Here is a 23,614-nt window from a genome sequence, read left to right on the forward strand (position 1 = left end):
CGAACGCGCCACGGCTGAGGCCGGGGAACATCGTCGCCCCGGCCTGCCATCAGAAATCCCCTTTCGGACGGGCCACCTCCGGACCATCACCGGGGAGGGCCCCGGCAATTCGCGAGCGAGCTCAGGATCGCTCCAGATCACCGCGGTGGAGCGCCAGGAGGTCAGCGACCGCGCGAACGGCAGCAGCTCTCCGGTGTCCGCGCCTGCGATCAGATGGCCGAGCAGGTCGCGTACACACGCATGACGCTCGGTGTCGGGAAGCCACGTGAGCCAAGGGAGCTCCTCGGCGAGGACCTCCTAGGCGAGTTCGCTGTTCCGGCGAGCCACTATGGCCAGTGCTCGGACGGCGATGCCCAAGCTGGCCGCACCTGCTTCAAATCGCTCGGCGCGCATCAGGATGATGTTCTCGTCATCGCGACGCTCGAGGATGACGTCGGCGTGATCCAGCGTGGGTGGTGAAAGGAGTCGCCTGGGACCGCAACGACAGCTTCCGCGAGTTCGTCGCGACCACGTCCATTGCGATGATCTTGTGGGGAGTCTGATCCCGAGCTTCCCCGGCACTCTCTGACCACAGCCTCTCAGGTCAGGTCTCGACCTCTTCTATCGGTGGCGGGCGCGGGAGGCGGCGGCGTGGGCCCGATTGGCGCAGCGGGTGGAGCAGAATTGGCGGCGGCCCGGGCGGCTGCGGTCGACGAAGGCGTCCTGGCACGGTCGGGCCGCGCACAGGCGCAGGCGTTCCCAGTCGCCTGACGCGGCGAGGTCGAGCAGGTCGGCGACGGAGCGGACGGCGAGGCGTTCGGCCAGTGCGGCGTCGGCAGGCGCGGTGAGACGGAGGCGGGGCAAGCCGTCCGCATCCTCCACGGCCGCCCGGACCGGCAGCTCAGCGGTCCACCGGGCCAGGGCTCGCGTCCGTTCGGGAGGGTCGCCCGCCAAGAGGACGGCGCGCAGCCGCTCCCGCACGGCCCGGACCGCGTCGAGATGCTCCGCGCCGATCCCGCTCTCCCCGCCCACGCCCAGCTCACGACAGAAGCGGCGCAGCTCGGGCAGGTCCGGCAGCCGTTCGGGATCGTCCAGGTATTCGTCCCAGGTGTTCGCCAGATCGATCGCCACGATCCCCGTCTCCGCGAACTGGCGCATCCGCCCTCCCCTTGCTACCGTCACGAGTATGACAATAATAACCACTGACAGAGATCTGATCGTCCTCGACGCGCCCTCCAACCTCGGCCTGCGTCCGCCCGCCCCCGGCGCCGTCCCCGGCTGCTACAAGGCCCCCTGGGCACTGCGGAACGCCGGCCTGGTCCGGCGGCTCGGCGCGGCCGACGCGGGTGCGGTCGTGCCGCCCCGTTACGTGGCCACGTGGAAACGCGGCGACGGCGTGCGTAACGGGCCCGCCATCGCCGCCTATGCGCGCACGCTCGCCGATCGGCTGGACGAGATCAATGGGTTTCCCGTACTGCTGGGCGGGGACTGCTCGATCGTCCTCGGCCCCGCCCTCGCGCTGCGCAGACGCGGACGCTACGGGCTGGCGTACGTGGACGCGCACGCCGACTTCCGGCACCTGGGCAACTCCCCGCACGTCGGCGCGGCGGCCGGGGAGGACCTCGCCCTGGTGACCGGCCGTGGTGACGACTACCTCACCGACATCGACGGCTTGCGGCCGTACGTCCGGGATGAGGATGTGATCGTGCTCGGGGTGCGGGACAAGGGGGATGTGCGGGACATCGCCGGCAGCGGAACCATCGCCTACCTCCCCGGCAGCGACATTGACCTCGGCAGGGCCAAGGAGGTGCTGGTCCGGGAGGAGCTCGACGGATTCTGGATTCATGTGGACGCCGACGTGCTCGATCCCTCCGTGTTGCCCGCCGTGGACTCCCCCACCCCGGGCGGACTCGACGCCGCTCAGCTCACCGACCTGCTGCGCGGCCTGGTCACCCTTCCGGGAGCCGTGGGACTGGAGGTGACCATTCTCGACCCGGACCTGGACGAGGACGGCAGCCAGGCCGCGTTGCTGGCGGACATTCTGGTAGCGGCCCTGGCTGCCTAGGGCATCACGTAGGGGGTCGTGCTGGTCTCGCCGGCCTCGTTCGTGGCGGTGACCGGCGTCGACGGGCTCGTCGGCAGGTATGGCGCCCAGGCGGACTCGAGCCGGCCCTGCCGGCCGTGCCACTCCTGCTCGATGACCTGCGAGCCGAAACGGAGCGTGCCGCCGCGCAGGTTGAAGCCCTCCACGAGAACCCCTGGCCGCCCGTTCATCTCCTTCGGGGTCACGTTCACGATGATCGGCTGTCGCCACTCGCGCACGATGTCGTCGGCCAGCGAAGGCGTGTCGTAGCGGGCCTGGCAGGTGAAGAAGGGCTCCCAGCCATAGGAGATGATCTTCTGTACGCCGGTCCCGGTCGCCATGACCTGCCGGTCCAGCCGGGCTTTGGAAGGGCGTCCGCGCAGCGGTAGTGGTTCGACTCGCCCGCACTCGCCGGCCACTTGCGTGGGCTCGAAGCCCTCCACGTTCACCCACAGCTCCACCCCCGGCGGCACCCGTCGCGCCGCCGCCTCGATGTAGTCGCGCGTGGAGCCGTAGTACGCCTGCGCGTAGGTCACCTCACCGACCATGGGCACCAGCCGCGCCTCGACCCGCGCATCCCGCTCGTTGAGCGCGTACACCGGCACCTTCCCGGTGCCCCGCCCATCCTGTACGGCGATGGCCATCGGCAGGCCCGCCCGCGTGCCGGCGATGTCGGCCATCCCCGGCTCCACCTGGTCCGGCGGGAATCCGCGGCCGCGACGCGCGTCGATGTACGGGCTGACCAGGATCTTCGTGCCGGGCAGCGCGGAGGCGACGGCCGCGTGCTGGGCGGCGTACAGCGCGATGATCGGGTCCTTGGCGGACCGCGTCCGCATGGCCAGCTCGAACGACTGATAGACACCGGCGAAGGCCGCCCCGAACCGCGCCCGGTAGTCCGCGAGCACCCGCGTGGTGAAGGCGTTCAGCGCGCCCAGGTGGGCGAGGTCGGGCTCCCACGGCTTGCCCGCCTGCTGCGGCGCGGCAGGCAGCCCGGGGAAGACCTTCATCCCGTACGCCGCCGCCTCCGTCATCAGATTCCCCAGCCCGTCGCCGTCGGTGGCGATCAGCACCAGGTCATGGGCGCGAGCGTCGCACGACGTCGCCAGCGACACCCGGTAGAAGATCCGCCCGTCGCTCTCGATCCGCCGGTCCAGGCCAGGACAGCGCAGCAGGCCCGGCCCGAACTCCTCGCTGGTGACGTAGGTGTAGACGTGCCGCACCCCCGGCACGTCGGCGCACGGCCGCCCGTCCACGACGCAGCCGGGCTCCGCACCCACGCTGAACCGCGGCCCGAACGTGACGAGCGTGTCCCCGCCGATCGCGTGGATCGCCTCGACCATCCGCCGCGTCACGCACGCATCGGCCCGCGGAATGACCCAGTAACCGGTGACCGCGTACGGCGCCACCACCCGCGTGTCCCGCGGCGGGCACTCCCCCGGCGCTTCCTCCACCGAATCGGACGGCACGACGAGGCCCACCATGAAGGCGACCGCCACGACCACCCACAGGATCCGGTGCACCCACGCCCCTTCCGCGCCGGCCTCCAGCCTACGCAGTCGGCCCCCCGCTGTGAGCCCGCGCACACTGATCGCGGACAATGGCGGACGGGGGGGAACACATCGTGCGCATAGATCTCAGCGGCAAGACCGCACTCGTCACCGGATCGACTCAGGGAATAGGGGCGGCCATCGCCACCGGGCTGGCCGAGGCCGGGGCCCGCGTCGGTGTCAACGGCAGGAGCGAGGCCTCCGTGGCGATGGCCATCGAGCTCATGAACGGCGAACCGGTGGCTGCGCCCGGCGACGTGTCCACCGACGAGGGGTGCGAGCAGGTCCTCAGCGTGCTGCCGCAGGTCGACATCCTGGTCAACAACCTCGGCATCTTCGGCGCCAAGCCGGCTCTGGAGATCAGCGACGACGAATGGCGGCGCTATTTCGAGGTGAACGTGCTGGCCGCGGTCCGGCTGACCCGCGCGTACCTGCCGGGCATGAAGGAGCGGGGCTGGGGGCGGATCCAGTACATCGCCAGCGACTCGGCCGTCGCCATCCCGGCCGAGATGATCCACTACGGCATGACGAAGACCGCGCTGCTGGCCGTGTCCAGGGGGTTCGCGAAGGAGGCCGCGGGGAGCGGGGTGACGGTCAACTCGGTGATCGCCGGGCCGACGCACACGGGCGGCGTAGAGGATTTCGTCTACCAGCTCGTCGGCAGGGACCTGCCGTGGGAGCAGGCGCAGCGGGCGTTCATGCGCGAGCACCGGCCCCAGTCGCTGCTCCAGCGGCTGATCGAGCCCGAGGAGATCGCGAACATGGTGGTCTATCTCAGCTCGCCGTTCGCCTCGGCCACCACGGGGGGCGCGGTGCGGGTGGACGGCGGGTACGTCGACGCCATCCTTCCTTAGCCGCCTTCCTTAGCCGCGGCGGTCCAGTCCTGACAGCTGCCAGGCCAGGCGGCGGCGCACCGCCGGGAGCCGGCCCACCAGGCCGAGCACCAGGTTCCGCAGAGGGCGGCGGGCCGCGCTCATGGTGGCCAGGGAGGTGAGGCGGCTCGCCAGAGCGACGACCTTCTCGGCGACCGGGCGGCGGGCGGCGGCGTAGGCGTCCAGCAGGTCGGGCGATCCGCCCCGCAGCACCTTCGACAACGCCTCGCCCGCCTTGACCGCGTCCTCGATGCCGAGGTTCATGCCCTGACCGCCGGCCGGCGAGTGCACGTGCGCCGCGTCCCCGACGAGCAGGATCCGTCCGCGCCGATAGGTGTCGGCGATGCGGTGGTGCACGCGGAAGCGCGAGCCCCAGATCACCTCGTCCACCACGGCGGGCACGGCCTTCGGCCCGCGCGTGTCGAGCAACCGCTGGACGAACGCCACGTCGGGATGCTGAGGCGCCTCCCCCACGGTGGCCACGATCCGGTACGTCCCGCCGGGCAGCGGCGCGACGACCACGAGCCCGTCGGGCGAGAAGTACAGGATGACCTCCTCGCGCGGGACCCCGCCGTGGAGCCGCACGTCGGCCAGGGTGAACGACTCGTCGTACGTGCCGCCGCCGAAGCCGATCCCGGCCTGCTCGCGGACGCCGCTGTGCATGCCGTCGGCGCCCACCAGGTAGGACGCGCGGAAGGCGCGCCCGTCGCCGAGGGTCGCCGTGACGCCGGAGTTGTCCTGGGCGACGGTGGTCACCCGGGCCGGCCGCAGGACCTTGACGCCCAGCTCTGTAAGCCGGGCCAGCAGGTAGGCCTCCGTGTCGGCCTGAGAGATCATCAGTGTGTAGGGGTAAGGGGTCGGCAGCCCGTCGAAGGGCACCGCCACCAGCAACCGGTCGCGGTCGCGGACCGTGAAGCGCGGCGTGTGCACCCCTCGCCCGACCAGGGCGGACGTGACACCGTACGGCTCCAGCAGCTCCAGCGTGCGCGAGTGCACGACGGCGGCCCTGGAGGTGTTCGCCCCCTCGGCCTGCGCGTCCACGATGACGACGTCGTGGCCCGACTGGGCCAGGACGATGGCGGCGGTGAGGCCCGCGGGGCCGGCTCCGACGACGAGCACATCGGTGTTTTCCATGTCTCCTCCTTCTGCCAACACCTGTTGACGTTAGATCAGGTGGCATGGAATGTCAACACTCGTTGGCCAACAGTCGTTGGCATACGGATGCCCCGGACAGCCCTATGCCCTGATGCCCCGATCTCCCCGCGCTCGGACGCCATGAGCAGGAAGGACGTCGTCACGGCGATAGGTCCGGCCATTCACTGTTATCTCGACGTCAAACCGTGATTTGCACAAAGTTTCAGATGATGTTAGATGGAAGTCAGGGAGAGAGGACCGGGGACCGTGACGCTGATTCTCGATGGCGTCTCCGTACGGCAACGCGGGGAGACCTGGCTCGACGACATTCATCTGGAATTACCTAACGGAATGACCACCCTCGTCGGTCCCATGACCGCGGGAAAGACGACATTGATGCGCGTCGCCGCCGGATTGCTGGCCCCGGATTCCGGCCGGGTCATGGTGCACGGAAAAGAGGTCACCGGCATTCCCGTGCGGAAAAGGTCGGTCGCCTTCGTCTATCAGCAATTCATCAACTATCCGTCGCTGACGGTCTATGAGAACATCGCCTCCCCGCTCCGCCTGGACTCCACATTCCGCAAGGACGGGATCGACCGGCGGGTGCGCGAGGTGGCCGAGCTCATGGGCATCGCCGGCCTGCTCGAGCGCCGGCCCGCGGAGCTCTCGGGCGGGCAGCAGCAGCGCACCGCCATCGCCCGCGCGCTGGCCCGCCCCGTGGACGTGCTGCTCCTCGACGAGCCCCTCGCCAACCTGGACTTCAAGCTCCGCGAGCAGCTGCGCGCCGACCTCAAGACCATGTTCGCCGACACCCCCGGCGTGGTCGTCTACTCCACGGCCGACCCCAACGAGGCGCTGACGTTCGCCGCCCGGACCGTGGTGCTGGGCGAGGGCAGGGTGCAGCACGTCGGGGACGTCGCGGACATGTACGCCCACCCGCCCACCCTGGCCGTGGCCGCCACGCTCAGCGATCCCCCGCTCAACCTGCTGCCCGGCGTGGTCCGCGACGGCCGGATCGAGGTGCTCGGCACGTCGTTCCCCGCGCCCCACGCGACCGCCACCGGCCACGACGTCATGCTCGGCATCCGCCCCCACCAGGTCCGGATCGCCCGCGACGGGCCCGGCGCGCTGGAGCTGCCCGCCGAGATCAGGCTCGCCGAGGTCACCGGCAGCGCCACGTTCCTGCACCTGCTGCTGCGGGGCGACCGGCACCTGGTCGCCCACCTGCCGGGCACCCAGCTGTTCACCCCCGGGGAGGCCACGGTCGCGTACGTGGACCCCGCGCACATCTTCGTCTTCGACGAGGCCGGCGGACGGTTGCTGGCCACCAGCGCCGCGGACCTCGGAGGCGTGCATGGCTGACATCCGCCTGGAAGGCGTGGGACACAGCTACGACGGCGGCGCGACGTGGGCGCTGAAGCCGATGACGTGGACGTGGTGCACCGCGCGGGCGTACGCGTTGCTGGGCCCCAGCGGGTGCGGCAAGACGACGCTGCTGAACATCATCTCCGGCCTGATCACCCCTACGGTGGGGCGGATCTTCTTCGACGACCGCGACGTCACCGACGTGCCGACGGCAGGCCGGAACATCGCGCAGGTCTTCCAGTTCCCGGTCCTGTACGAGGAGATGTCCGTTTACGACAACCTCGCCTTCCCCCTCCGCAACCGGAAATATCCGAAAAACGAGATCGACCAGCGCGTCCGCCAGGTCTCCCAGCTGCTCGGCCTGGACCACCTCCTGCGCCGCAGGTCACGCCGGCTGGACCCGGGCCGGCAGCAGATCGTCAGCCTGGGCCGCGGGCTGGTGCGTTCCCAGGTGGCGGCCGTGTTGCTGGACGAGCCGCTGACGGTGGTGGATCCGGCGCTGAAGTGGACGCTGCGCAGCAAGCTCAAGGAGATCCACCGCGACACCGGGCACACGCTGATCTACGTCACGCACGACCAGACGGAGGCGCTGACGTTCGCCGACGAGGTGGTCGTGCTCAACGAGGGGGCGATCGTGCAGGCGGGCGAGCCGGCGGAGCTGTTCCTTTCGCCGGCGCACGAGTTCGTCGGGCACTTCATCGGCTCACCGGGCATGAACATGGTGCCCGCCGAGATCGTCGGCGACGTCGTCCGCGTCGGGCAGGCCGCCGTGGGGTCGGTGGCGGACGGCCTCCCTCCGGGTCCGGTACGCATCGGGGTGCGGCCCGAGTTCGTCCGCATCAGCCGGGCTTCTCCCGGGGTGGCGGCCCAGGTGACCGGGATCGACCGCATGGGCGCGTACGACCTGGTGCACACCCGGGTGGGCGAGCACCCCGTCATCGCCAGGACCGAGGCGGGCTCCGGCTATCAGCCGGACGCACAGGCGTTCCTGCACTTCCCGTCGGATCGTACGTTCCTGTTCCGCGACCAGGTCAGGTGCGGCTTCCTCGCGCCGCTCGACGGAAGGAGCGCCACGTGACCGCGGGCAGCCAGGTGAGCGGCGAGGTCGTCACGACCGCGCCCGCCGAACCCCAGGAGACGCGCACGGACCTGAAGCGCAAGGACAACCGGGCCTGGTGGCTGGTGCTGCCGGTGGTCGTGTCGGTGGCGTTCACGGCGATCATCCCGCTGATGACCGTGGTCAACTTCTCGGTCCAGGACGTCTTCAGCCCCAGCGACCGTGTGTTCGTCGGACTGGACTGGTTCTACGAGGCCGTACGGCGGCCGGAGAACCGGGAGGCGTTCGTCAGGACGCTGCTGTTCTCGGCACAGGTGCTGCTGGTGGAGATCCCGCTCGGGGTGGCGATCGCGGTGGCGATGCCGCGCCGCGGGTTCTGGGCGTCGGCGGCGCTGGTGCTGGTCGCGTTGCCGCTGCTCATCCCGTGGAACGTGGTGGGCACGATCTGGCAGATCTTCGCCCGCGCCGACATCGGGCTCGGCGGCTGGACGATCAACAACGTGCTCGGCATCGGCTTCAACTACACCCTCGACTCCACCGACGCCTGGATCACGATCCTCGTCATGGACGTGTGGCACTGGACGCCGCTGGTGGCGCTGCTGGCGTACGCCGGGCTGCGGTCGATCCCCGAGCCGTACTTCCAGGCCGCGCAGATCGACGGCGCGTCAGGGTGGGCGACGTTCCGGCACATTCAGTTGCCCAGGCTGCGCGGGGTGCTGACGATCGCGATCCTGCTCAGGTTCATGGACAGCTTCATGATCTACACCGAGCCGTTCGTGGTGACGGGCGGCGGGCCGGGCAACGCGACCTCGTTCCTGAGCATCCTGCTGTCGAAGATGGCCGTCGGCCAGTTCGACGTGGGGCCCGCGGGCGCGTTCTCGCTGATCTACTTCTTGATCGTGCAGGTCCTCTGCTACGTCTTCTTCACCGTGCTGACCAGGTCGGGGAGGTGAGGCGGATGGCCAGGACCACCGGACGCCGGCTCCCGTGGGCACGCACGGTCTTCTGGCTGTACGTGGCCACGCTCATGCTGCCGCTGCTGTGGATGTTCGGCATGTCGATCCGCCCGAACGAGGACATCCTCGGCAGCTTCTCGCTCATCCCGCAGCGCGTGACCTTCGACAACTACGTCACGTTCTTCACGGACGTGTCATGGTATTCGAGCTATCTGAACTCCATCATCTACACGTCACTGAACGCGGTGATGTCGCTCATCGTGGCGCTGCCCGCGGCGTACGCGTTCTCACGTTTCCGTTTCGCCGGCGACAAGCACCTGTTCTTCTGGCTGCTGACGAACCGCATGGCGCCGCCCGCCGTCTTCCTGCTGCCATTTTTCCAGATTTATCAGAGCGTCGGGCTTTTCGACACCCATCTCGGGGTGGCCATCGCGCACATGCTCTTCAACGTCCCGCTCGCCGTGTGGATCCTCGAGGGATTCATGTCGGGAATCCCCCGGGAAATCGACGAGACCGCGGCGATCGACGGTTATTCGCTCCCTCGTTTCTTCATTCGCATATTCCTGCCGATGATCCGGTCCGCGATCGGCGTGACGTTGTTCTTCTGCTTCATGTTCAGCTGGGTCGAGCTGCTGATCGCCAGGACCATCACGTCGGTCGACGCGAAACCCATCGCCGCGACGATGACGCGGACGGTGAGCGCGGCCGGCGTGGACTGGGCGCTGCTGGCCACGGCGGGGGTGCTCACGATCGTCCCCGGCGCGATCGTCATCTGGTTCGTGCGTAATTACATAGCTAGGGGCTTCGCCCTGGGGAGGGTCTAGCGCATGCTCGAGTGGATGGTGTGGACCCTCCCCACGGCCCTGGTCTTCATCGGGCTCGCTCTCTTGCTCGTCGTCATGGCGGTCTGGGGCCGCGTCTCCCCGCCCGTGGCCAGGCGAGGTTTCCTGCGTATCGAGACCGACCGGGGCGACCGGCTGTACATCGGCTTGATCAGCGCCGCGGTCGTGCTGGCCGCCTGGATGGCCGTCACCGACCTGTCCATGTGGATCGCGCTGGGCTGCGCGCTGCTCGTGGTGGTCGTGATCGGGATATGGGGTTGACAGAAGGGAAGCCATGCAATGAGGCATCGGGCAGGCAGGTCCGCGGCCGTTGGTCTGGCCACGCTGATTCTGGTGATCGCCGGCTGCGCGCAGAGCACAGAGCGGCCGGCCAGCGACTTCAAGGAGGCCGACGGGAAGGCGGCGGCGCAACGCTGGGTGTCGGAGGAGTTCACGCCCAGCACGCTGGCCAAGGACCAGCAGCTCGCGGAGATGGACTGGTTCATGAAGGCCGCGGCGCCGTACCGGGGCATGCAGATCAACGTGGTGTCCGAGACGATCACCACGCACGAGTACGAGTCCCAGCAGCTCGCCAAGGCGTTCGCCGAGATCACCGGGATCAAGATCAAGCATGACCTGATCCAGGAAGGCGACGTCGTCGAGAAACTCCAGACCCAGATCCAGGGCGACCAGAACATCTACGACGCCTACGTCAACGACTCCGACCTCATCGGCACCCACTCGCGTGGCGACTACGTGATCCCGCTGTCGGACTACATGGCCGGCGAGGGCAAGAACGTCACCTCGCCCACGCTCGACCTGAACGACTTCATCGGCATCAGCTTCACCACCGGCCCGGACAAGAAGATCTATCAGCTGCCCGACCAGCAGTTCGCGAACCTCTACTGGTTCCGCTACGACTGGTTCACCGACCCGGAGATCAAGAAGCAGTTCAGGGACGCCTACGGGTACGACCTGGGCGTCCCGGTCAACTGGGCGGCTTATGAGGACATCGCCGACTTCTTCACCAACAAGGTCAACGGCAACGGGACCGTCGACGGCAAGAAGGTCTACGGCCACATGGACTACGGCAGGAAGGACCCGTCGCTGGGCTGGCGCTTCACCGACGCCTGGCTGTCCATGGCCGGCAACGGCGACCCCGGCATCCCCAACGGCCTGCCGGTGGACGACTGGGGCATCAGGGTGGAAAACTGCCGCCCGGTCGGCTCGTCGGTCACCCGCGGCGGCGACACGAACGGCCCCGCCTCGGTCTACGCGCTCACCAAATACGTGGACTGGCTGAAGAAGTACGCGCCCAAGGAAGCCGCCGGCATGAACTTCAGCGAGGCCGGTCCGGTGCCCGCGCAGGGCAACATCGCCCAGCAGATCTTCTGGTACACGTCGTTCACGGCCGATATGACCAAGGAAGGGCTGCCGGTCGTCAACAGCGACGGCACGCCCAAGTGGCGCATCGCGCCGAGCCCGCACGGCGCGTACTGGAAGGACGGCCACAAGCTCGGCTACCAGGACGCCGGCTCGTGGACGCTGCTGAAGAACACACCGCAGGACCGCAGGGCGGCGGCGTGGCTGTATGCGCAGTTCGTCACGTCGAAGACCGTGTCGCTGAAGAAGTCGATCGTCGGCCTGACGTTCATCAGGGACTCCGACGTCAAGAGCGAGTATTTCGCCCAGAACGCCAAGAAGTACGGCGGCCTGATCGAGTTCTACAACTCCCCGGCCCGCAAGCAGTGGACGCCGACCGGGACGAACGTTCCGGACTACCCCAAGCTCGCCCAGCTCTGGTGGCAGAACGTGGCCACGGCCGTGACCGGCGAGACCACGCCGCAGCAGTCGATGGACAACCTGGCCAAGCAGCAGGACGACATCCTGTCCCGGCTGGAGCGGCGCGGCTACGGCGGGAACTGCGCGCCCAAGCTCAACCCCGAACAATCGGCCCAGCACTGGTACGACCAGCCGGGCGCGCCCGCTCCGAAGCTGGCCGACGAGCGCGGCAAACCGGCCACGCTGGACTACGACAAGCTCATCGCGCAGTGGAAGGCGGGTGACTGACTGCTGCGATGGATCAGGGTGCCGCCGCCCGGGGCAGGCCGGGCGGCGGCAGGTCATCGGAGATGGCGGCCCAGCCAGTCGAAGGCCTGCTCCTGCCTGGGCACGTCGAAGCTGTGCGGCACGTCGGCGAACACCGCCTCGTACGCGCCGGTGTCCCCGTACCGCTCGCTGATCATGGCGTGGGCGCGGCGCATGCCCGGCTCCGGGAACAGCCGGTCGCGCATGGCGTACTGGACCATGAGCGGCTGGGGCGCGCGGGCGGCCACCAGATCGGGCCAGTCGCCGAGGCGCGGCAGGCCCGGCGGGTAGAACATCCAGGTGTGCTTGGCCACGTGCCCGTCCAGCATGTCCCGGTAGGACGAGACCATCGCCGCAACCACGACGGCGCTCATCTGGGGGTCGAAGGCGCCCAGGAGCGCTGCCCGCAGCCCGCCGCCGGACAGCCCGGCGCATCCGACGGGGCCGACGTCGGGGCGTGAGCGAAGGTAGGCCGCCGCCGCGAGGTCCTCGCCCGCCACCACGCCCGCGAAGGAGGTGCCGAGCACGGCACAGTGCTTGGCCACGATGTGCTCATGCGGCCCGGCGAGCCGGTCGTAACGGTCGGCCTCGCTGAGCGGCGCCTCGGCCGTGGCGGGGGCCGGCGCGGGGGCCGCTTCCGGGTCGAGGGGGAAGCGGCGGCTGCCCCAGGCGAACACGTCGTGCGCGAGCACGACGAACCCGCGCCTGGCCAGCTCGTTGGCGAAGGCGCGACCGCCGTAAATGGCCGCCCTGGCCCTGACCACCTCAGGCGACGGCTCTTCGGGACCGTCGGCGATCTTCTCCTTGCCGACCCATTTCATGCCGCCGTGGCAGTGCAGCGCCACCACCCCGGGCAGCGGCCCCACCGCATCCCTGGGACGCAGCAGGAACGCCCGCGTCCGCGGCCCGAACCCGACGGACCAAGAGAGCTCCTCGCCGACAAGATCGCCATCGACCCAGGTCCGTTCGACCCGCACGTCATCAGCGCGCAGGTCGAGCACCCCGAGGGCGTCGCGTGCCGCCACCCGCAGCTCGGGCCCCGGAAGATCCGGATAAGTCCCGAGCTGCGCCTCAGCGATCCCGGCCAGCTCACCGAACACGAGCCCGGTCCCGTCAGCAGGCACGGACCCGGCCGGTGCGGCGGACACGGACCCGGCCGGTGCGGCGGACACGGACCCGTGCGGTGCGGCAGGCACCGGCCCGGCCGGCTCAGCCGACACGGGTCCCGTCGTCCACCAAGCGGACGGGCGTGCCGGTCTGCGCAGCCATGGTGGCCGCGACGCCCGTCAGAACGCTGCGGATGCCGTCGCGGTAGCCGGCCTGCCGAGCCAGCGGGTCGTTGTCGGGACCGCGGAAGACGTCGTTGAGCAGCAGGCGGTCCCCACCGCCGTGCCCGCCGGCCCCGGTCTCGATGGGCACCTCTTCCGGCTTGCTCCAGTGCCGGTGCAGAGTGAGCCTCTCCCACGACCCGGCCGCGTGCTTCTTGCCGGCCGCGCTCGGGTCGATGGCGGCGTGCGGCGGCGTCCACTCCCGCTCGACCACGTCCAGCTCCAGCCGCCCGGCCGTGCCGTTGAAGGCCACCCGGTAACCCTCCCAGGGGGCGTGCGTGTGCAGGGAGTAGGTCATGATCGCCCGGTTGGTGTAGCGGACCAGCACGGACATGTTGTCGTCGATGTCCACGCCTTCGCCGAAGACGTCCTGGTCCCGGATATAGCCGTCCTCGTGCTCGGCGTCCAGGTAGAGCCGCTTGAGCCGGGGGTCGACGGAGATGTCGAGAATGAACGGGTCGGTGCCCAGCCCGGGAGCGCCCTGCCCTCGCGCGGGGCGCTCCTCCAGGCCGCGCTTCTTGGCGTTCTCGGCGCCGTAGAAGCGCAGGTCGGTCTGGGCGAAGACGAGCTCGGGGGCCGCCCCGAGCCACCAGTTGACCAGGTCGAAGTGGTGGGTGGACTTGTGCACGAGCAGCCCGCCCGAGCTGGCCCGGTTGCGGTGCCAGCGGCGGAAGTAGTCGGCGCCGTGGATGGTGTCGAGCGTCCACTCGAAGTGCACGGACGTCACCTCGCCGATCGCGCCCTCCATCAGCAGCCGGCGCACGGCCGAGTTACGCGGCGAGTACCGGTAGTTGAAAGTGACGATCAGCTTGCCGCTGCTGCGCTCGGCCGCCTCGGCGATGGCCGCGCAGCCCTCGGCGTCCACGGTGAGCGGTTTCTCCACAATGACGTCGCGACCGGCGTCGAGTGCCGCGCACACGTAGCGAGCGTGCGTGGCGTCGACGGTCGTGACGATGACCGCGTCGGCGAGCTCGAGCACCTTGTCGAACTCCGCGGGCGCGAAGCACGGCACCTCCTGGCCGATCCGCTCGACGTAATAGTCCATGCGGGTCCGGTTGGTGTCGCACAGGGCGACGATGGTGCCGGCGTCACGCCACTCCCCGAGCAGCGCGTCGACGTACATCTGCGCGCGGTGCCCGAGCCCGACGAACGCGTACTTCATGACTCTCCTTTAGCCTGCGATGGAGGCGTTGGCCTCCGTGATGAACTTCTGCGCGGCGTCGTCGGGAGTCATCCTGCCGAACAGGACCTCCTCCGAGTACCGCGTGAGGATGTCTTCCATGGCGCTGGCGCCCTTCGGCGGAGCGGCGGGCGGGTCGGCCAGCTCGCTCTTGACCTTGTCGAGGAAGTCCAGCGTCTTCTTGTCCGTGGCCGGCAGCTTGTCCTTGACCGCCGCCAGCACCTTGGAGCTGGCCGGCAGGCCGCGGTCGCTGAGGACGATCTGGCCCGCCTCCGGGTCGTTGACCATGAAGTCGATGAACTTGGCGGCCTCGGCCGCGCGCTCGGACTTCGACGAGGCGGTGTAGAACATCGCGGGCTGCAGGAACATGCCGCTGGTGGTGGCGCCCTCCGCCTTCGGCATCCGCAGCAGATCCACTTCCTTGCCCGACGCCTTGTTGATACCGCCGAGCTGGTTGCTCCACCACATGCCCATCGCGCCGGTGCCGGTGGCCAGCAGCGACTGGTCCACGCTCTGGGCGCCGATCTCGGCGGTCTTGGCGGCGTCAGGCGAGCCCTTGGTCTTGATCAGGTTCAGGTGGATGTTCCACCAGTCCTTGATGGTCTGGGGCGAGACGCCGATCTTGTTACCGTTGTAGAAGGGCTCACCCTTCTGCGCGGCGAAGATCTGGAGGAAGGCCGGGTTGAAGCTCTGCTGCGTGCCGTAGATCTTTCCGCCGCTCTTGTCGGTGATCTTCGCCGCCAAGTCGATGTACTCCTCCCAGGTCCACTTGGTGTCGTCGGGGAGCTTCTGCCCCGCGGCCTCCACCTCGGTCGGGCTTACGACGAGGGAGAAGGCGTTGACGCCGGTGGGGATGGCGAGCTGCTTGCCGTCGATGGCACCGGTGCCCAGCACCTTGGCGTCGATGTCGGCGGTGTTGACCTTGCTGGCCAGGTCGGCCAGCGTGCCGCGGTCGGCGTACTCGCGCAGGCCGCGGATCTCGAGGGTGATGACGTCGGGCGCGTCGCTGGCCGCGACCTTCGTGGACAGCGTCTCGTAATAGGCCGCGAAGTCGGAGAACTCGCCCTCGACGTCGATGTTCGGGTTCTTCGCCTCGAACTTCTTGATCGCCTCTTCGGTCATCTTCTGCCGAGCGTCGCTACCCCAATAGGAGAAGCGCAGCTTGATCTTGCCGTCGGCACTTTCGCCGCCGCCGCTGCCACTGCCGCAGGCCGCGGTGACCGCCAGCACAGCGGTGGCGAGCAATGCCGCCGACCACATCTTCTTGCCAGAGCTCACGGCTCTACCTCCTAGGGGTTTTTCTTATTGGGGGGTGAGGAACTACTTCAGTCCCGTGGTGGCCACACCACGGATCAGGTACTTCTGACCGGCCAGGAAAAAGCCGAAGATGGGACCGAGTGCGATGATCGACATGGCGAACATGGGGCCCCATGACGAGTCGCTGCTGGCGTCCAGGAAGGTGCGTAGCGCGACGGGGACAGTGAAGTTGTCCGGGTTGTTGAGGTAAAGGAGCTGGCTAAGGAAGTCGTTCCACGTCCAGATGAACGTGAAGATCGCGGTCGTGGCCAGCGCCGGCAGGCAGAGCGGCATGACGACTCTCATGAAGATGCGCCAATAGCCCGCTCCGTCGATCTCGGCCGCCTCGTCGAGCTCCCTGGGCAGGGTACGGATGAACTGCACCATGAGGAAGACGAAGAACGCGTCCGTCGCCAGCATCTTGGGCATGACCAGCGGCCAAATCGTATTGATGAGATCGAGTTCGGAGAACATGATGTACTGCGGCACGATCACCACATGGTGCGGCAGCATGATCGTGCCCAGCATGATCGCGAACCAGAACTTCTTCAGCGGGAAGTTCAGCCGGGCGAAGGCGTAGGCGGCCAGCGAGCAGGCCACCAGGTTCGCCACCACGGAAATGGCCGTGACGACCGCCGAGTTCCACAGGTAGTAGCCGAAGGGGTGCTTCAGCGCGACCCAGCCCTCGGTGTAGTTCTCGAGCGTGACCTGGCTGGGCCACAATCCCGGCTCCCGGAAGATCAACTCTTCCGGCTTGAGCGAGCTGGAGATCATCCACAGCAGCGGATAGAGCATGATCAGGCCGAAGCCGATCAGCAAGATGTGCTTGACCACCGGTCCGCCCTTGAGGGGGCGGAACAGCACCGGGACCGGCCTACTTGGTGTCGCCATAGAAGACCCAATACTTAGACGCGAGGAAGTTCACTCCGGTCAGGGCGGCGATGATGAGCAGCAGGACCCACGCCATCGCCGCGGCGTAGCCCATGTCGTAGCTCTTGAACCCCTTCAAATAGAGGTAGAGCGTGTAGAAGAGGGTGGAGTCGGCCGGGCCGCCCTTGCCGTTGCTCACGATGAACGCCTGTGTGAACGACTGGAACGATTTGATGACCTCCAGCACGAGGTTGAAGAAGATGATCGGCGTCAGCAGCGGCAGCGTGATCGAGCGGAACTGGCGGAGGGAGCCGGCGCCGTCCACCGCCGCCGCCTCGTAGTAGCTCCTAGGGATCTGCCGCAACCCGGCGAGGAAGATGATCATCGGGGCGCCGAACGTCCACACGTGCAGGAGGATCAGCGTGCCAAGAGCGGTATCGGGGTCGCCGACCCAGCCGGGCCCCTGGATCCCGAAGATCCCGAGCACCGCGTTGACCAGGCCATCGGCGCCGAAAACCTTGCGCCAGAGGATCGCGATCGCGACGCTGCCGCCCAGCAGCGATGGTAGGTAGAAGATCGAGCGGTAGAACGACAGGCCGCGTAGCCCCCGGTCGAGCACCAGGGCCAGCGCCAGCGCGAAGGTCAGTTGCATCGGGACCGACACGACCACGTAGATCGTGGTGACCTTCAGCGAGTTGAGGAACCTCGGGTCCTCGGTGAACATCGTGACGTAGTTGTCAAACCCGACCCACTTCGCCTCCTCCAGGAGGCTGTAGTCGGTGAAGGAGAGGTACAGCGAGGCGAAGATCGGGCCGATCGTGATGACGAGCAGGCCGACGAACCAGGGCGCCAGGAACAGATAGGCGGCCCGCGCCTCACGGCGGGAACGTTTTGTGGCGCGGTGACCACCCCGTGGGGGTTGGGTCGCCGCTCCCCGGGGCTTCACCGCCACCGAAACGTCAGTCATCACACGGACCTTCCGGCGAAATGTGGATGGATAGCGCTTTCCTATAGCCGTCGGGAAAGTTACGTCAACCCTTTGCAGGCGTTACATACCCGTTACCGATATATCGCCACAGCGTTTTCCCAGGTGACAGACTCGGCGGCCGAAGAAGTCAGACGAATTTGCATCGCGGATAGTACAACCGGTTGCAGCGGCCGGGCTATCGCGGCGCTGCGGTGGAGTCGCGGATGACGAGGCGGGTCTCCAGCGACGTGGTGGCGCTCACCTCCTGGATGAGCAGATCCACCGCCAGCCGCCCGGCCGCCGCGGTGGGCATGGCCACCGTGGTGAGCTTGGGGCGGTTGAGCCGCCCTGGCACGATGTCATCGATGCCCACGACACTGACGTCCTCAGGAACGCTCAGTCCGAGCTCGCAGAGCCCTTCGATGAGACCGATCGCCACCAGGTCGTTGTAGGCCAGCACACCGGTCACCTCCGCGTCCCGCACCCGCTTGGCGACGTCGAATCCGCCCCGCTCGGTCGGCGGGTTGGGGCCGATCACGACGAGCTCGATGCCGGCCACCTGCTCGGCGGCCGCCCGGATCTCCGCGCTCGTCCACGAGCCGGTCGGCCCCGACACCAGCGCCACACGGCGGTGCCCGAGCCCGGTCAGGTGCTCCACCGCCAGCCTGGCCCCGTGGCCGACGTCCATCAGCACCGTCGCGGCGCCACGCAGCCGCCGGTTGATCACCACGAACGGCACCCGCTCGGCCAGCCGCTCGAGCACCTTGTTGGACGAGCGCGGGCTGCACAGGATCAGCCCGTCCACCTGTTTGGAGAAGGCCTGCACCAGCTCCTCCTCCGCGGCCGGCTCCTCATCGGTGTCGGCCACGAACAGGTGGTAGTCGCGCTGCCGGGCGGCGGCGTGCGCGGCTTTGATCAAGGGAGGGAAGAACGGGTTGGCGATGTCGGCCACGATCAACCCGAGGTTGTGCGTGCGGCCGGTCGTGAGCGCCCGCGCCGCCCGGTTCGGGCGGTATCCAAGCTCCTCGGCCACCGTCAGCACCCTGGTGCGGGTGGCGGCGTTCACCATGTGCGGCGCGGAGAACGTCCTCGACACGGTGGACACGTGCACGCCGGACGCTCGGGCCACATCACGAATCGTCACTGTCACAGTCGCCCACCCTAACGCAACCGCTTGCAGCACCATGAGTACCCTGAAAGCGCTTGCCGGTCTACGGCATACCGAGCCTTACCCGGAATCCCCAGGTAGCGCTAGGGGAATGAAATCACCTCTTGACGCCCTGGGTCCGGGGACACAAAGGTTTAGTGCAACTGTTTGCAGTCTTGAAGGAGCCCCTCACGGTGAGCAGAGTCCTCATCACCGGAAGTGCAGGACGCCTCGGCCGCAGCGTGGTCAGCACGCTCGCGGCGGCCGGGCACGAGGTCATCGGCGTGGACAGCGCGCCGGGCACGCCGGCGGAGGCCGCGGCCACCCTACCTGCCGACCTCACGAACACGGGAGAGGCGTTCGAGGTGATCGCCAGATTCCGGCCGGAGTCGGTGATCCATTTGGCCGCCATCGCCACCCCGTTCAGCCAGCCGGAGTCGGTGATCTACCGGGTCAACACGCAGCTGGCGTTCAACGTCTGCGAGGCGTCGGTGGCCCTAGGCGTGCGGAACGTGGTGGTGGCCAGCAGCCCGACCGTGATCGGCTACGGCGCTCCGCGCGGGTGGGCGCCGGCGTACCTGCCGATCGACGAGGACCACCCGGTGCGGCCGTGGAACGCCTACAACCTGTCCAAGGTCGCGGCCGAGCAGACCATGAAGGCGTTCGCCGAGGCGGGGACGACGAAGCTGGCCGCGATCAGGCCGTGTTTCGTCATCCCTCCGGAGGAGTGGGCCGGCGCGCCCACGCAGTCGGGACACACCGTCACCGAGCGGCTGGACCGGCCGGAGCTGGGCGGGGTGTCGCTGTTCAACTACGTCGACTCCCGTGACGCCTCCGAGATGGTGGGCGTGCTCATCGAGGCGCTGCCCGAGCTGCCGAACGGCGAGGTGTTCTTCGTCGGCGCCGCGGACGCGCTGGCCAGGAAACCGCTGGCCGAGCTGCTCCCCCAGGTCATCCCGGGCACGGAGCCGTTCGCGGCGGGCCTCACCGGGACCTCCCCGGCCTTTTCGACGTCCAAGGCGGAGCGGTTGCTGGGCTGGCAGGCGAAGCGTAGTTGGCGTACCGAACTCAAGGAATCTCTATGAATCTCAGCGGTGTGCTGTTCTTTCCCGTGACCCCGTTCGCCGCCGACGGCACGCTCGCCGAGCAGGTGCTGGCCGAGCACATCCGGCAGGGCATGGCGCACGGTCCCGGCGGGGTGTTCGTGGCGTGCGGCACCGGCGAGTTCTCCGCGTTGTCGGAGGCCGAGCACGAGCGGGCGGTGCGGGTGGCGGCCGAGGTCGTGGACGGGCGCGTGCCGCTGTTCGCGGGAGCGGGCGGATCGCTCGGCGCGGCGCTGAACCAGGCGCGGGCGGCGCGGGAGGCGGGGGCCGACGGGTTGCTGCTCATGCCGCCTTACCTGGCGCAGGGGCCTGGGCGCGGATTCAAGGCGTATGTGGAGGCGGTGGCCGCGGAGCTGCCGGTGATCGTCTACCAGCGCGGCACCGTGGTGCTGGAGCCGGACGCCGCGGTGGAGCTGGCCGGGATCCCCGGAGTGATCGGGCTCAAGGACGGCCTCGGCGACATCGACCGGATGCAGCGGACCGTGCTGGCGATCCGGGAGACCTACCCGGACTTCCTGTTCTTCAACGGGCTGCCGACGGCCGAGCTGACCATGCCCGCGTATCGGGGCATCGGCGTGGAGCTTTACTCCAGCGCGGTGTTCGCGTTCGCGCCGGAGATCGCGCTGGCTTATCTGAACGGTGACGAGCGGCTGCTGACGGAGTTCTACGCCCCGCTCGTGCGGTTGCGCGGCAAGGTTCCGGGCTATCCGGTCGCCCTGGTCAAGGCCGGGGTACGGCTGCGCGGCCTGGACGTGGGCCCGGTCCGCCCGCCGCTGGTGGACGTGACCGACGAGCATCTGGAGGAGCTGGAGACGCTGATCAAGACGGGGCTGGAGCTGGCGACGTCATGACGATCGCGGACCTGCGTACCGAGCTGCGCACCGCCCCGCTGCCCCGGCCGTGGGGCCCGGACGTGCCCGCCAACCACGTGATCGTCACGCACGTCACGCTGAAGGACGGGCGCACCGGGACGGGGTTCTCGTGGACGCCGCAGATCGGCGCGCACGCCATACGGGCGCTGCTCGACCACGACCTGCGGGAGGCGCTCATCGGGCTGCCCGCGCACCCCGAAGTCGTGTGGGACCGGCTCTGGCGGCACCTGCGTGAAGCCGGACCCGGCGGGATCACCACGATCGCGCTGGCCGGCATCGACCTGGCGTTGTGGGATCTGCGCTGCGGCGAGGCCGGCCTGGCCGACGTGCTGGGCCGGCGGCGCGACGAGGTCCCGGTCTACGGCAGCGGCGTCAACCTGCACTACTCGCTGGAGGAGCTCCTCGAGCAGGTCAGGCGGTGGATGGCGGCCGGATACAAGGGTGTCAAGATCAAGGTGGGCCGTCCCGACCTGGCCGAGGACGTGGCACGGGTGGCCGCGGTACGCGAGGTGCTCGGGCCCGACCGGCTGCTGATGATCGACGCCAACCAGCGGTGGGACCTGCACCGGGCCCGGCGCGCTCTGGCCGCGCTGCGCGAGTTCGACCTGCACTGGATCGAGGAGCCGCTGCCTGCCGACGACGTGGCCGCCCACGTGGAGCTGCGCCGCTCCATCGACGTGCCGGTCGCGGTGGGCGAGAACGTCTACACGACGTACGGCTTCCGCGACCTGCTGGCGGCCGGCGCGTGCGACGTCGTGCAGCCGAACGTGGTGCGGGTCGGCGGCATCACGCCGTTCCTGCGCATCGTGGAGCTGGCCAGGACGTACGACGTGCCCGTCTACCCGCACCTGCTCCCGGACGTGTCCGGGCAGCTGGCCCTGGCGCTGCCACTGCCGATCATGGCGGAGGATGTGGAGGACGCGTCGTTCGCCGCGCTCGGGCTCCTGGAGGAGCCGTATCCGGTGGTCGTGTCGGACGGCATGCTGCGGGTGAGCGAGCACGAAGGGCTGGGACTGAGGTGGGCACGACGATGAAGGTCGTTCTGGCGGGGGCGAACGGGCACGGGCAGCACCATCTGCGCAACCTGCGCAGCCTCGCCGACAGAGGGCTGGTCGAGCTGGCCGGGATCTGCGACGTGCGGCCTGTGGAGGTCGACTTCGCCTCGCCCCTGCAGTCGTCCGATCTCGGCGCGCTGATCGAGAAGACCGGCGCGGAGATCACGATCATCTGCACGCCCATCCACACGCACGCCGACCTCGCGGTGACCGCCCTGCGCGCGGGCTCACACGTGCTGTTGGAGAAGCCGCCCGCGCCCAGCCCCGCCGAACATGGGCGCATCGCGGCGGCCGTGGCCGAGACCGGGCTGGCCTGCCAGGTCGGGTTCCAGTCGCTCGGGTCGGCGGCCGTGCCCGCGGTGCGTGAGCTGATCGCGAGTGGCGCACTCGGCCGGGTGCGCGGCATCGGCGGGGCCGGCGCGTGGGAACGCCCGTCGACGTACTTCACCCGCTCGGCCTGGTCGGGAAAGCGCCGCCTCAACGGCGTGGACGTGGTGGACGGCGCGCTGACCAACCCGTTCGCGCATGCCGTGGCGACCGCGCTGGCGCTGGTGGACGGCCCGATCGCGGAGATCGAGACCGAGCTCTACCACGCCAACCCGATCGAGTCGGACGACACGTCGTGCGTGCGGGTCCGGATGGACGACGGTCTCGTGGTCACGATCGCGGTGACGTTGTGCGCGTCCGAGCGACACGAGCCGTACCTGGTCGTGCACGGCGACCAGGGCCGCGCCACGCTCGTCTACACCCAGGACCAGCTCAAGGTCGAGCACGCGGACGGGTCGGTCACGACCACCGTGTACGAGCGCACCAACCTGCTGGAGAACCTCATCGATCATGTCCGTACGGGCGTGGACCTGCTGGTGCCGCTCTCCCGGACCGAGACGTTCACGCAGGTGCTCGACGCGGTGCGGCTGGCGCCGGAGCCGCTGCCGATCCCCGAGCGGCACCAGCTCCTCGCACGGGAGCCCGGCTCGGACGAGGTCGCCTACCGGTTCCTGCCCGGCATCGCGGACCTGACGGCCCGCAGCGCGGACGAGCTGGCCCTCTACTCGGAGCTGGGCGCGCCGTGGACGAAGGTGCGGCTCCTGGTCGCCGGCACGCCGGTGGCCGACTACGAGGTGCGACCGGACCTCCCGGCCACGGACTCGCCACGCCCGTACCTGCACGGGGTGCGGACCCTGGGCGGCGTCGAGGTCACCCAGGTCCGGCCCGAGGACCACGTACACCACCTCGGGGTCGGCGTGGCGATCTCCGACCTGGGCGGGGCGAACTTCTGGGGCGGCCGCACGTACGTGAAGGACCAGGGTCCGGCCTGGCTCGGCGATCATGGCAGCCAGCGGCACCGGGCGTTCTCACGGCTCGACGACGACGGCTTCACCGAGCAGCTGGAGTGGGCCGGCCCGGACGGGCGGCTCATGGCACGTGAGGAGCGGACGGTGGTCGTGCGACCGGTGGGCGAGGCATGGGCTCTGGACTTCACGTTCACGCTCACCAACCTCACCGGCGCGCCCGTGGAGATCAACAGCTCGGCCACCAAGGGCCGGGTGGGCGCGGGTTACGGCGGCTTCTTCTGGCGCGCGCCAGGGACCTCCACCGCCCGGACGACTCTGCCGGGTGACGAGCAGGCCGTGCACGGCAGCCGGGACCGGTGGATCGCCATGTCCGGCACGGACCCGGAGGGGCGGGACTGGACGCTGGTGTTCGTCCAGGACGACGGCGACGCGTGGTTCGTGCGGGTCGAGGAGTATCCGGGCGTCGGGCAGGCGCTGGCGTGGGACCGGCCGCTGGTCGTCGAGGACACGCTGACCCGGCGGGTGGTCACGATCGTCGCGGACGGGCGGCTCGACCACGTCCAGGTGGCCGAGCTGGCCGCCGAGGTTTAACCCGCGGT

22 protein-coding genes are annotated in these 23,614 nt (G+C 69.1%); 13 read left to right on the forward strand and 9 right to left on the reverse strand.

Annotated elements, in window-relative coordinates:
• The first annotated feature begins 213 nt into the window (after positions 1-213).
• Positions 214-459 carry a hypothetical protein gene (locus OHA25_RS56690; protein WP_327585061.1) on the forward strand — a complete coding sequence of 82 codons (246 nt, stop codon included), beginning with the start codon at positions 214-216 and terminating at the stop codon, positions 457-459.
• A 141-nt stretch (positions 460-600) separates the two neighbouring features.
• On the opposite strand, the gene OHA25_RS56695 is transcribed toward OHA25_RS56690, so the two are convergent.
• Positions 601-1,137, reverse strand: a complete 537-nt coding sequence (locus OHA25_RS56695; RefSeq protein WP_327585062.1) for a CGNR zinc finger domain-containing protein — start codon at positions 1,135-1,137, stop codon at positions 601-603.
• Positions 1,138-1,165: 28 nt separating this feature from the next.
• Here OHA25_RS56695 and OHA25_RS56700 point away from each other — a divergent pair, with 28 nt between their 5' ends.
• The gene (locus OHA25_RS56700) at positions 1,166-2,044 is read left to right on the forward strand and encodes an arginase family protein (RefSeq protein WP_327585063.1); all 879 of its coding nucleotides are present in this window, start codon (positions 1,166-1,168) and stop codon (positions 2,042-2,044) included.
• Here OHA25_RS56700 and OHA25_RS56705 read toward each other — a convergent pair.
• On the reverse strand, positions 2,041-3,582 hold the full coding sequence (locus OHA25_RS56705; RefSeq protein ID WP_327585064.1) for a DUF4434 domain-containing protein: 1,542 nt from the start codon (positions 3,580-3,582) through the stop codon (positions 2,041-2,043). The two genes, OHA25_RS56700 and OHA25_RS56705, sit on opposite strands and share 4 nt — an antisense overlap.
• 101 nt (positions 3,583-3,683) lie before the next feature.
• Between OHA25_RS56705 and OHA25_RS56710 the strand changes: the two genes are divergently transcribed.
• Positions 3,684-4,463: an SDR family NAD(P)-dependent oxidoreductase gene (locus tag OHA25_RS56710; RefSeq protein ID WP_327585065.1), complete on the forward strand. Its 780-nt coding sequence runs from the start codon at positions 3,684-3,686 to the stop codon at positions 4,461-4,463.
• A 9-nt stretch (positions 4,464-4,472) separates the two neighbouring features.
• On the opposite strand, the gene OHA25_RS56715 is transcribed toward OHA25_RS56710, so the two are convergent.
• The gene (locus OHA25_RS56715) at positions 4,473-5,615 is read right to left on the reverse strand and encodes an FAD-dependent oxidoreductase (protein WP_327585066.1); all 1,143 of its coding nucleotides are present in this window, start codon (positions 5,613-5,615) and stop codon (positions 4,473-4,475) included.
• A 267-nt stretch (positions 5,616-5,882) separates the two neighbouring features.
• On the opposite strand from OHA25_RS56715, the gene OHA25_RS56720 reads away from it, so the two are divergent.
• The 6 genes from OHA25_RS56720 to OHA25_RS56745 are packed head-to-tail and all read left to right on the forward strand — an operon-like array spanning position 5,883 to position 11,884.
• Positions 5,883-6,977, forward strand: coding sequence for an ABC transporter ATP-binding protein (locus OHA25_RS56720; protein ID WP_327585067.1), 1,095 nt, complete (start codon positions 5,883-5,885; stop codon positions 6,975-6,977).
• The gene (locus OHA25_RS56725; RefSeq protein WP_327585068.1) at positions 6,970-8,058 is read left to right on the forward strand and encodes an ABC transporter ATP-binding protein; all 1,089 of its coding nucleotides are present in this window, start codon (positions 6,970-6,972) and stop codon (positions 8,056-8,058) included. Before OHA25_RS56720 ends, OHA25_RS56725 begins: the two co-directional genes overlap by 8 nt.
• Positions 8,055-8,990 (forward strand): carbohydrate ABC transporter permease, encoded by a 936-nt coding sequence (locus OHA25_RS56730; RefSeq protein ID WP_305924632.1) that lies wholly within the window; start codon positions 8,055-8,057, stop codon positions 8,988-8,990. Before OHA25_RS56725 ends, OHA25_RS56730 begins: the two co-directional genes overlap by 4 nt.
• A 5-nt stretch (positions 8,991-8,995) precedes the next feature.
• Positions 8,996-9,817: a carbohydrate ABC transporter permease gene (locus OHA25_RS56735; RefSeq protein WP_305924631.1), complete on the forward strand. Its 822-nt coding sequence runs from the start codon at positions 8,996-8,998 to the stop codon at positions 9,815-9,817.
• A 3-nt stretch (positions 9,818-9,820) separates the two neighbouring features.
• The gene (locus OHA25_RS56740; protein WP_327585069.1) at positions 9,821-10,096 is read left to right on the forward strand and encodes a DUF2160 domain-containing protein; all 276 of its coding nucleotides are present in this window, start codon (positions 9,821-9,823) and stop codon (positions 10,094-10,096) included.
• 18 nt (positions 10,097-10,114) lie between these two features.
• Positions 10,115-11,884 carry an ABC transporter substrate-binding protein gene (locus OHA25_RS56745; protein ID WP_327585070.1) on the forward strand — a complete coding sequence of 590 codons (1,770 nt, stop codon included), beginning with the start codon at positions 10,115-10,117 and terminating at the stop codon, positions 11,882-11,884.
• Positions 11,885-11,937: 53 nt separating this feature from the next.
• On the opposite strand, the gene OHA25_RS56750 is transcribed toward OHA25_RS56745, so the two are convergent.
• From OHA25_RS56750 to OHA25_RS56775, 6 genes are all read right to left on the reverse strand, one after another.
• Positions 11,938-13,122, reverse strand: coding sequence for a dienelactone hydrolase family protein (locus OHA25_RS56750; RefSeq protein ID WP_327585071.1), 1,185 nt, complete (start codon positions 13,120-13,122; stop codon positions 11,938-11,940).
• On the reverse strand, positions 13,112-14,392 hold the full coding sequence (locus tag OHA25_RS56755) for a Gfo/Idh/MocA family protein (RefSeq protein WP_327585072.1): 1,281 nt from the start codon (positions 14,390-14,392) through the stop codon (positions 13,112-13,114). The genes OHA25_RS56750 and OHA25_RS56755 overlap by 11 nt, the downstream gene beginning before the upstream one ends.
• A 9-nt stretch (positions 14,393-14,401) precedes the next feature.
• Complete coding sequence (locus OHA25_RS56760; protein ID WP_327585073.1) at positions 14,402-15,688, reverse strand: extracellular solute-binding protein; 1,287 nt, start codon at positions 15,686-15,688, stop codon at positions 14,402-14,404.
• Positions 15,689-15,730: 42 nt separating this feature from the next.
• Positions 15,731-16,597 carry a carbohydrate ABC transporter permease gene (locus OHA25_RS56765; protein ID WP_327585074.1) on the reverse strand — a complete coding sequence of 289 codons (867 nt, stop codon included), beginning with the start codon at positions 16,595-16,597 and terminating at the stop codon, positions 15,731-15,733.
• On the reverse strand, positions 16,581-17,543 hold the full coding sequence (locus OHA25_RS56770; protein WP_327585075.1) for a carbohydrate ABC transporter permease: 963 nt from the start codon (positions 17,541-17,543) through the stop codon (positions 16,581-16,583). The genes OHA25_RS56765 and OHA25_RS56770 overlap by 17 nt, the downstream gene beginning before the upstream one ends.
• Before the next feature lie 196 nt (positions 17,544-17,739).
• Positions 17,740-18,693 carry a LacI family DNA-binding transcriptional regulator gene (locus tag OHA25_RS56775; protein ID WP_327585076.1) on the reverse strand — a complete coding sequence of 318 codons (954 nt, stop codon included), beginning with the start codon at positions 18,691-18,693 and terminating at the stop codon, positions 17,740-17,742.
• A gap of 191 nt (positions 18,694-18,884) precedes the next feature.
• Here OHA25_RS56775 and OHA25_RS56780 point away from each other — a divergent pair, with 191 nt between their 5' ends.
• Genes OHA25_RS56780 through OHA25_RS56795 form a run of 4 tightly spaced genes read left to right on the forward strand, consistent with a single transcriptional unit; the run spans position 18,885 to position 23,606 of the window.
• Positions 18,885-19,775: an NAD-dependent epimerase/dehydratase family protein gene (locus OHA25_RS56780; RefSeq protein ID WP_327585077.1), complete on the forward strand. Its 891-nt coding sequence runs from the start codon at positions 18,885-18,887 to the stop codon at positions 19,773-19,775.
• Positions 19,772-20,644, forward strand: a complete 873-nt coding sequence (locus OHA25_RS56785; RefSeq protein WP_327585078.1) for a 5-dehydro-4-deoxyglucarate dehydratase — start codon at positions 19,772-19,774, stop codon at positions 20,642-20,644. The genes OHA25_RS56780 and OHA25_RS56785 overlap by 4 nt, the downstream gene beginning before the upstream one ends.
• Complete coding sequence (locus OHA25_RS56790; RefSeq protein WP_327585079.1) at positions 20,641-21,699, forward strand: mandelate racemase/muconate lactonizing enzyme family protein; 1,059 nt, start codon at positions 20,641-20,643, stop codon at positions 21,697-21,699. The genes OHA25_RS56785 and OHA25_RS56790 overlap by 4 nt, the downstream gene beginning before the upstream one ends.
• Positions 21,696-23,606 carry a DUF6807 family protein gene (locus OHA25_RS56795; protein WP_327585080.1) on the forward strand — a complete coding sequence of 637 codons (1,911 nt, stop codon included), beginning with the start codon at positions 21,696-21,698 and terminating at the stop codon, positions 23,604-23,606. Before OHA25_RS56790 ends, OHA25_RS56795 begins: the two co-directional genes overlap by 4 nt.
• Positions 23,607-23,614: the final 8 nt, after the last annotated feature.

This window comes from Nonomuraea sp. NBC_00507, assembly GCF_036013525.1.
Lineage (GTDB): Bacteria > Actinomycetota > Actinomycetes > Streptosporangiales > Streptosporangiaceae > Nonomuraea.

Excerpts from the sequence above, each read along its gene's own strand:
- OHA25_RS56795 (WP_327585080.1), top strand. The coding sequence starts at position 21,696 with ATGAAGGTCGTTCTGGCGGGGGCGAACGGGCACGGGCAGCACCATCTG.
- OHA25_RS56725 (WP_327585068.1), top strand. The coding sequence starts at position 6,970 with ATGGCTGACATCCGCCTGGAAGGCGTGGGACACAGCTACGACGGCGGC.
- OHA25_RS56765 (WP_327585074.1), bottom strand. The coding sequence starts at position 16,597 with ATGGCGACACCAAGTAGGCCGGTCCCGGTGCTGTTCCGCCCCCTCAAG.
- OHA25_RS56700 (WP_327585063.1), top strand. The coding sequence starts at position 1,166 with ATGACAATAATAACCACTGACAGAGATCTGATCGTCCTCGACGCGCCC.
- OHA25_RS56770 (WP_327585075.1), bottom strand. The coding sequence starts at position 17,543 with ATGACTGACGTTTCGGTGGCGGTGAAGCCCCGGGGAGCGGCGACCCAA.
- OHA25_RS56735 (WP_305924631.1), top strand. The coding sequence starts at position 8,996 with ATGGCCAGGACCACCGGACGCCGGCTCCCGTGGGCACGCACGGTCTTC.
- OHA25_RS56690 (WP_327585061.1), top strand. The coding sequence starts at position 214 with ATGGCCGAGCAGGTCGCGTACACACGCATGACGCTCGGTGTCGGGAAG.
- OHA25_RS56740 (WP_327585069.1), top strand. The coding sequence starts at position 9,821 with ATGCTCGAGTGGATGGTGTGGACCCTCCCCACGGCCCTGGTCTTCATC.
- OHA25_RS56790 (WP_327585079.1), top strand. The coding sequence starts at position 20,641 with ATGACGATCGCGGACCTGCGTACCGAGCTGCGCACCGCCCCGCTGCCC.
- OHA25_RS56695 (WP_327585062.1), bottom strand. The coding sequence starts at position 1,137 with ATGCGCCAGTTCGCGGAGACGGGGATCGTGGCGATCGATCTGGCGAAC.
- OHA25_RS56745 (WP_327585070.1), top strand. The coding sequence starts at position 10,115 with ATGAGGCATCGGGCAGGCAGGTCCGCGGCCGTTGGTCTGGCCACGCTG.
- OHA25_RS56785 (WP_327585078.1), top strand. The coding sequence starts at position 19,772 with ATGAATCTCAGCGGTGTGCTGTTCTTTCCCGTGACCCCGTTCGCCGCC.
- OHA25_RS56755 (WP_327585072.1), bottom strand. The coding sequence starts at position 14,392 with ATGAAGTACGCGTTCGTCGGGCTCGGGCACCGCGCGCAGATGTACGTC.
- OHA25_RS56715 (WP_327585066.1), bottom strand. The coding sequence starts at position 5,615 with ATGGAAAACACCGATGTGCTCGTCGTCGGAGCCGGCCCCGCGGGCCTC.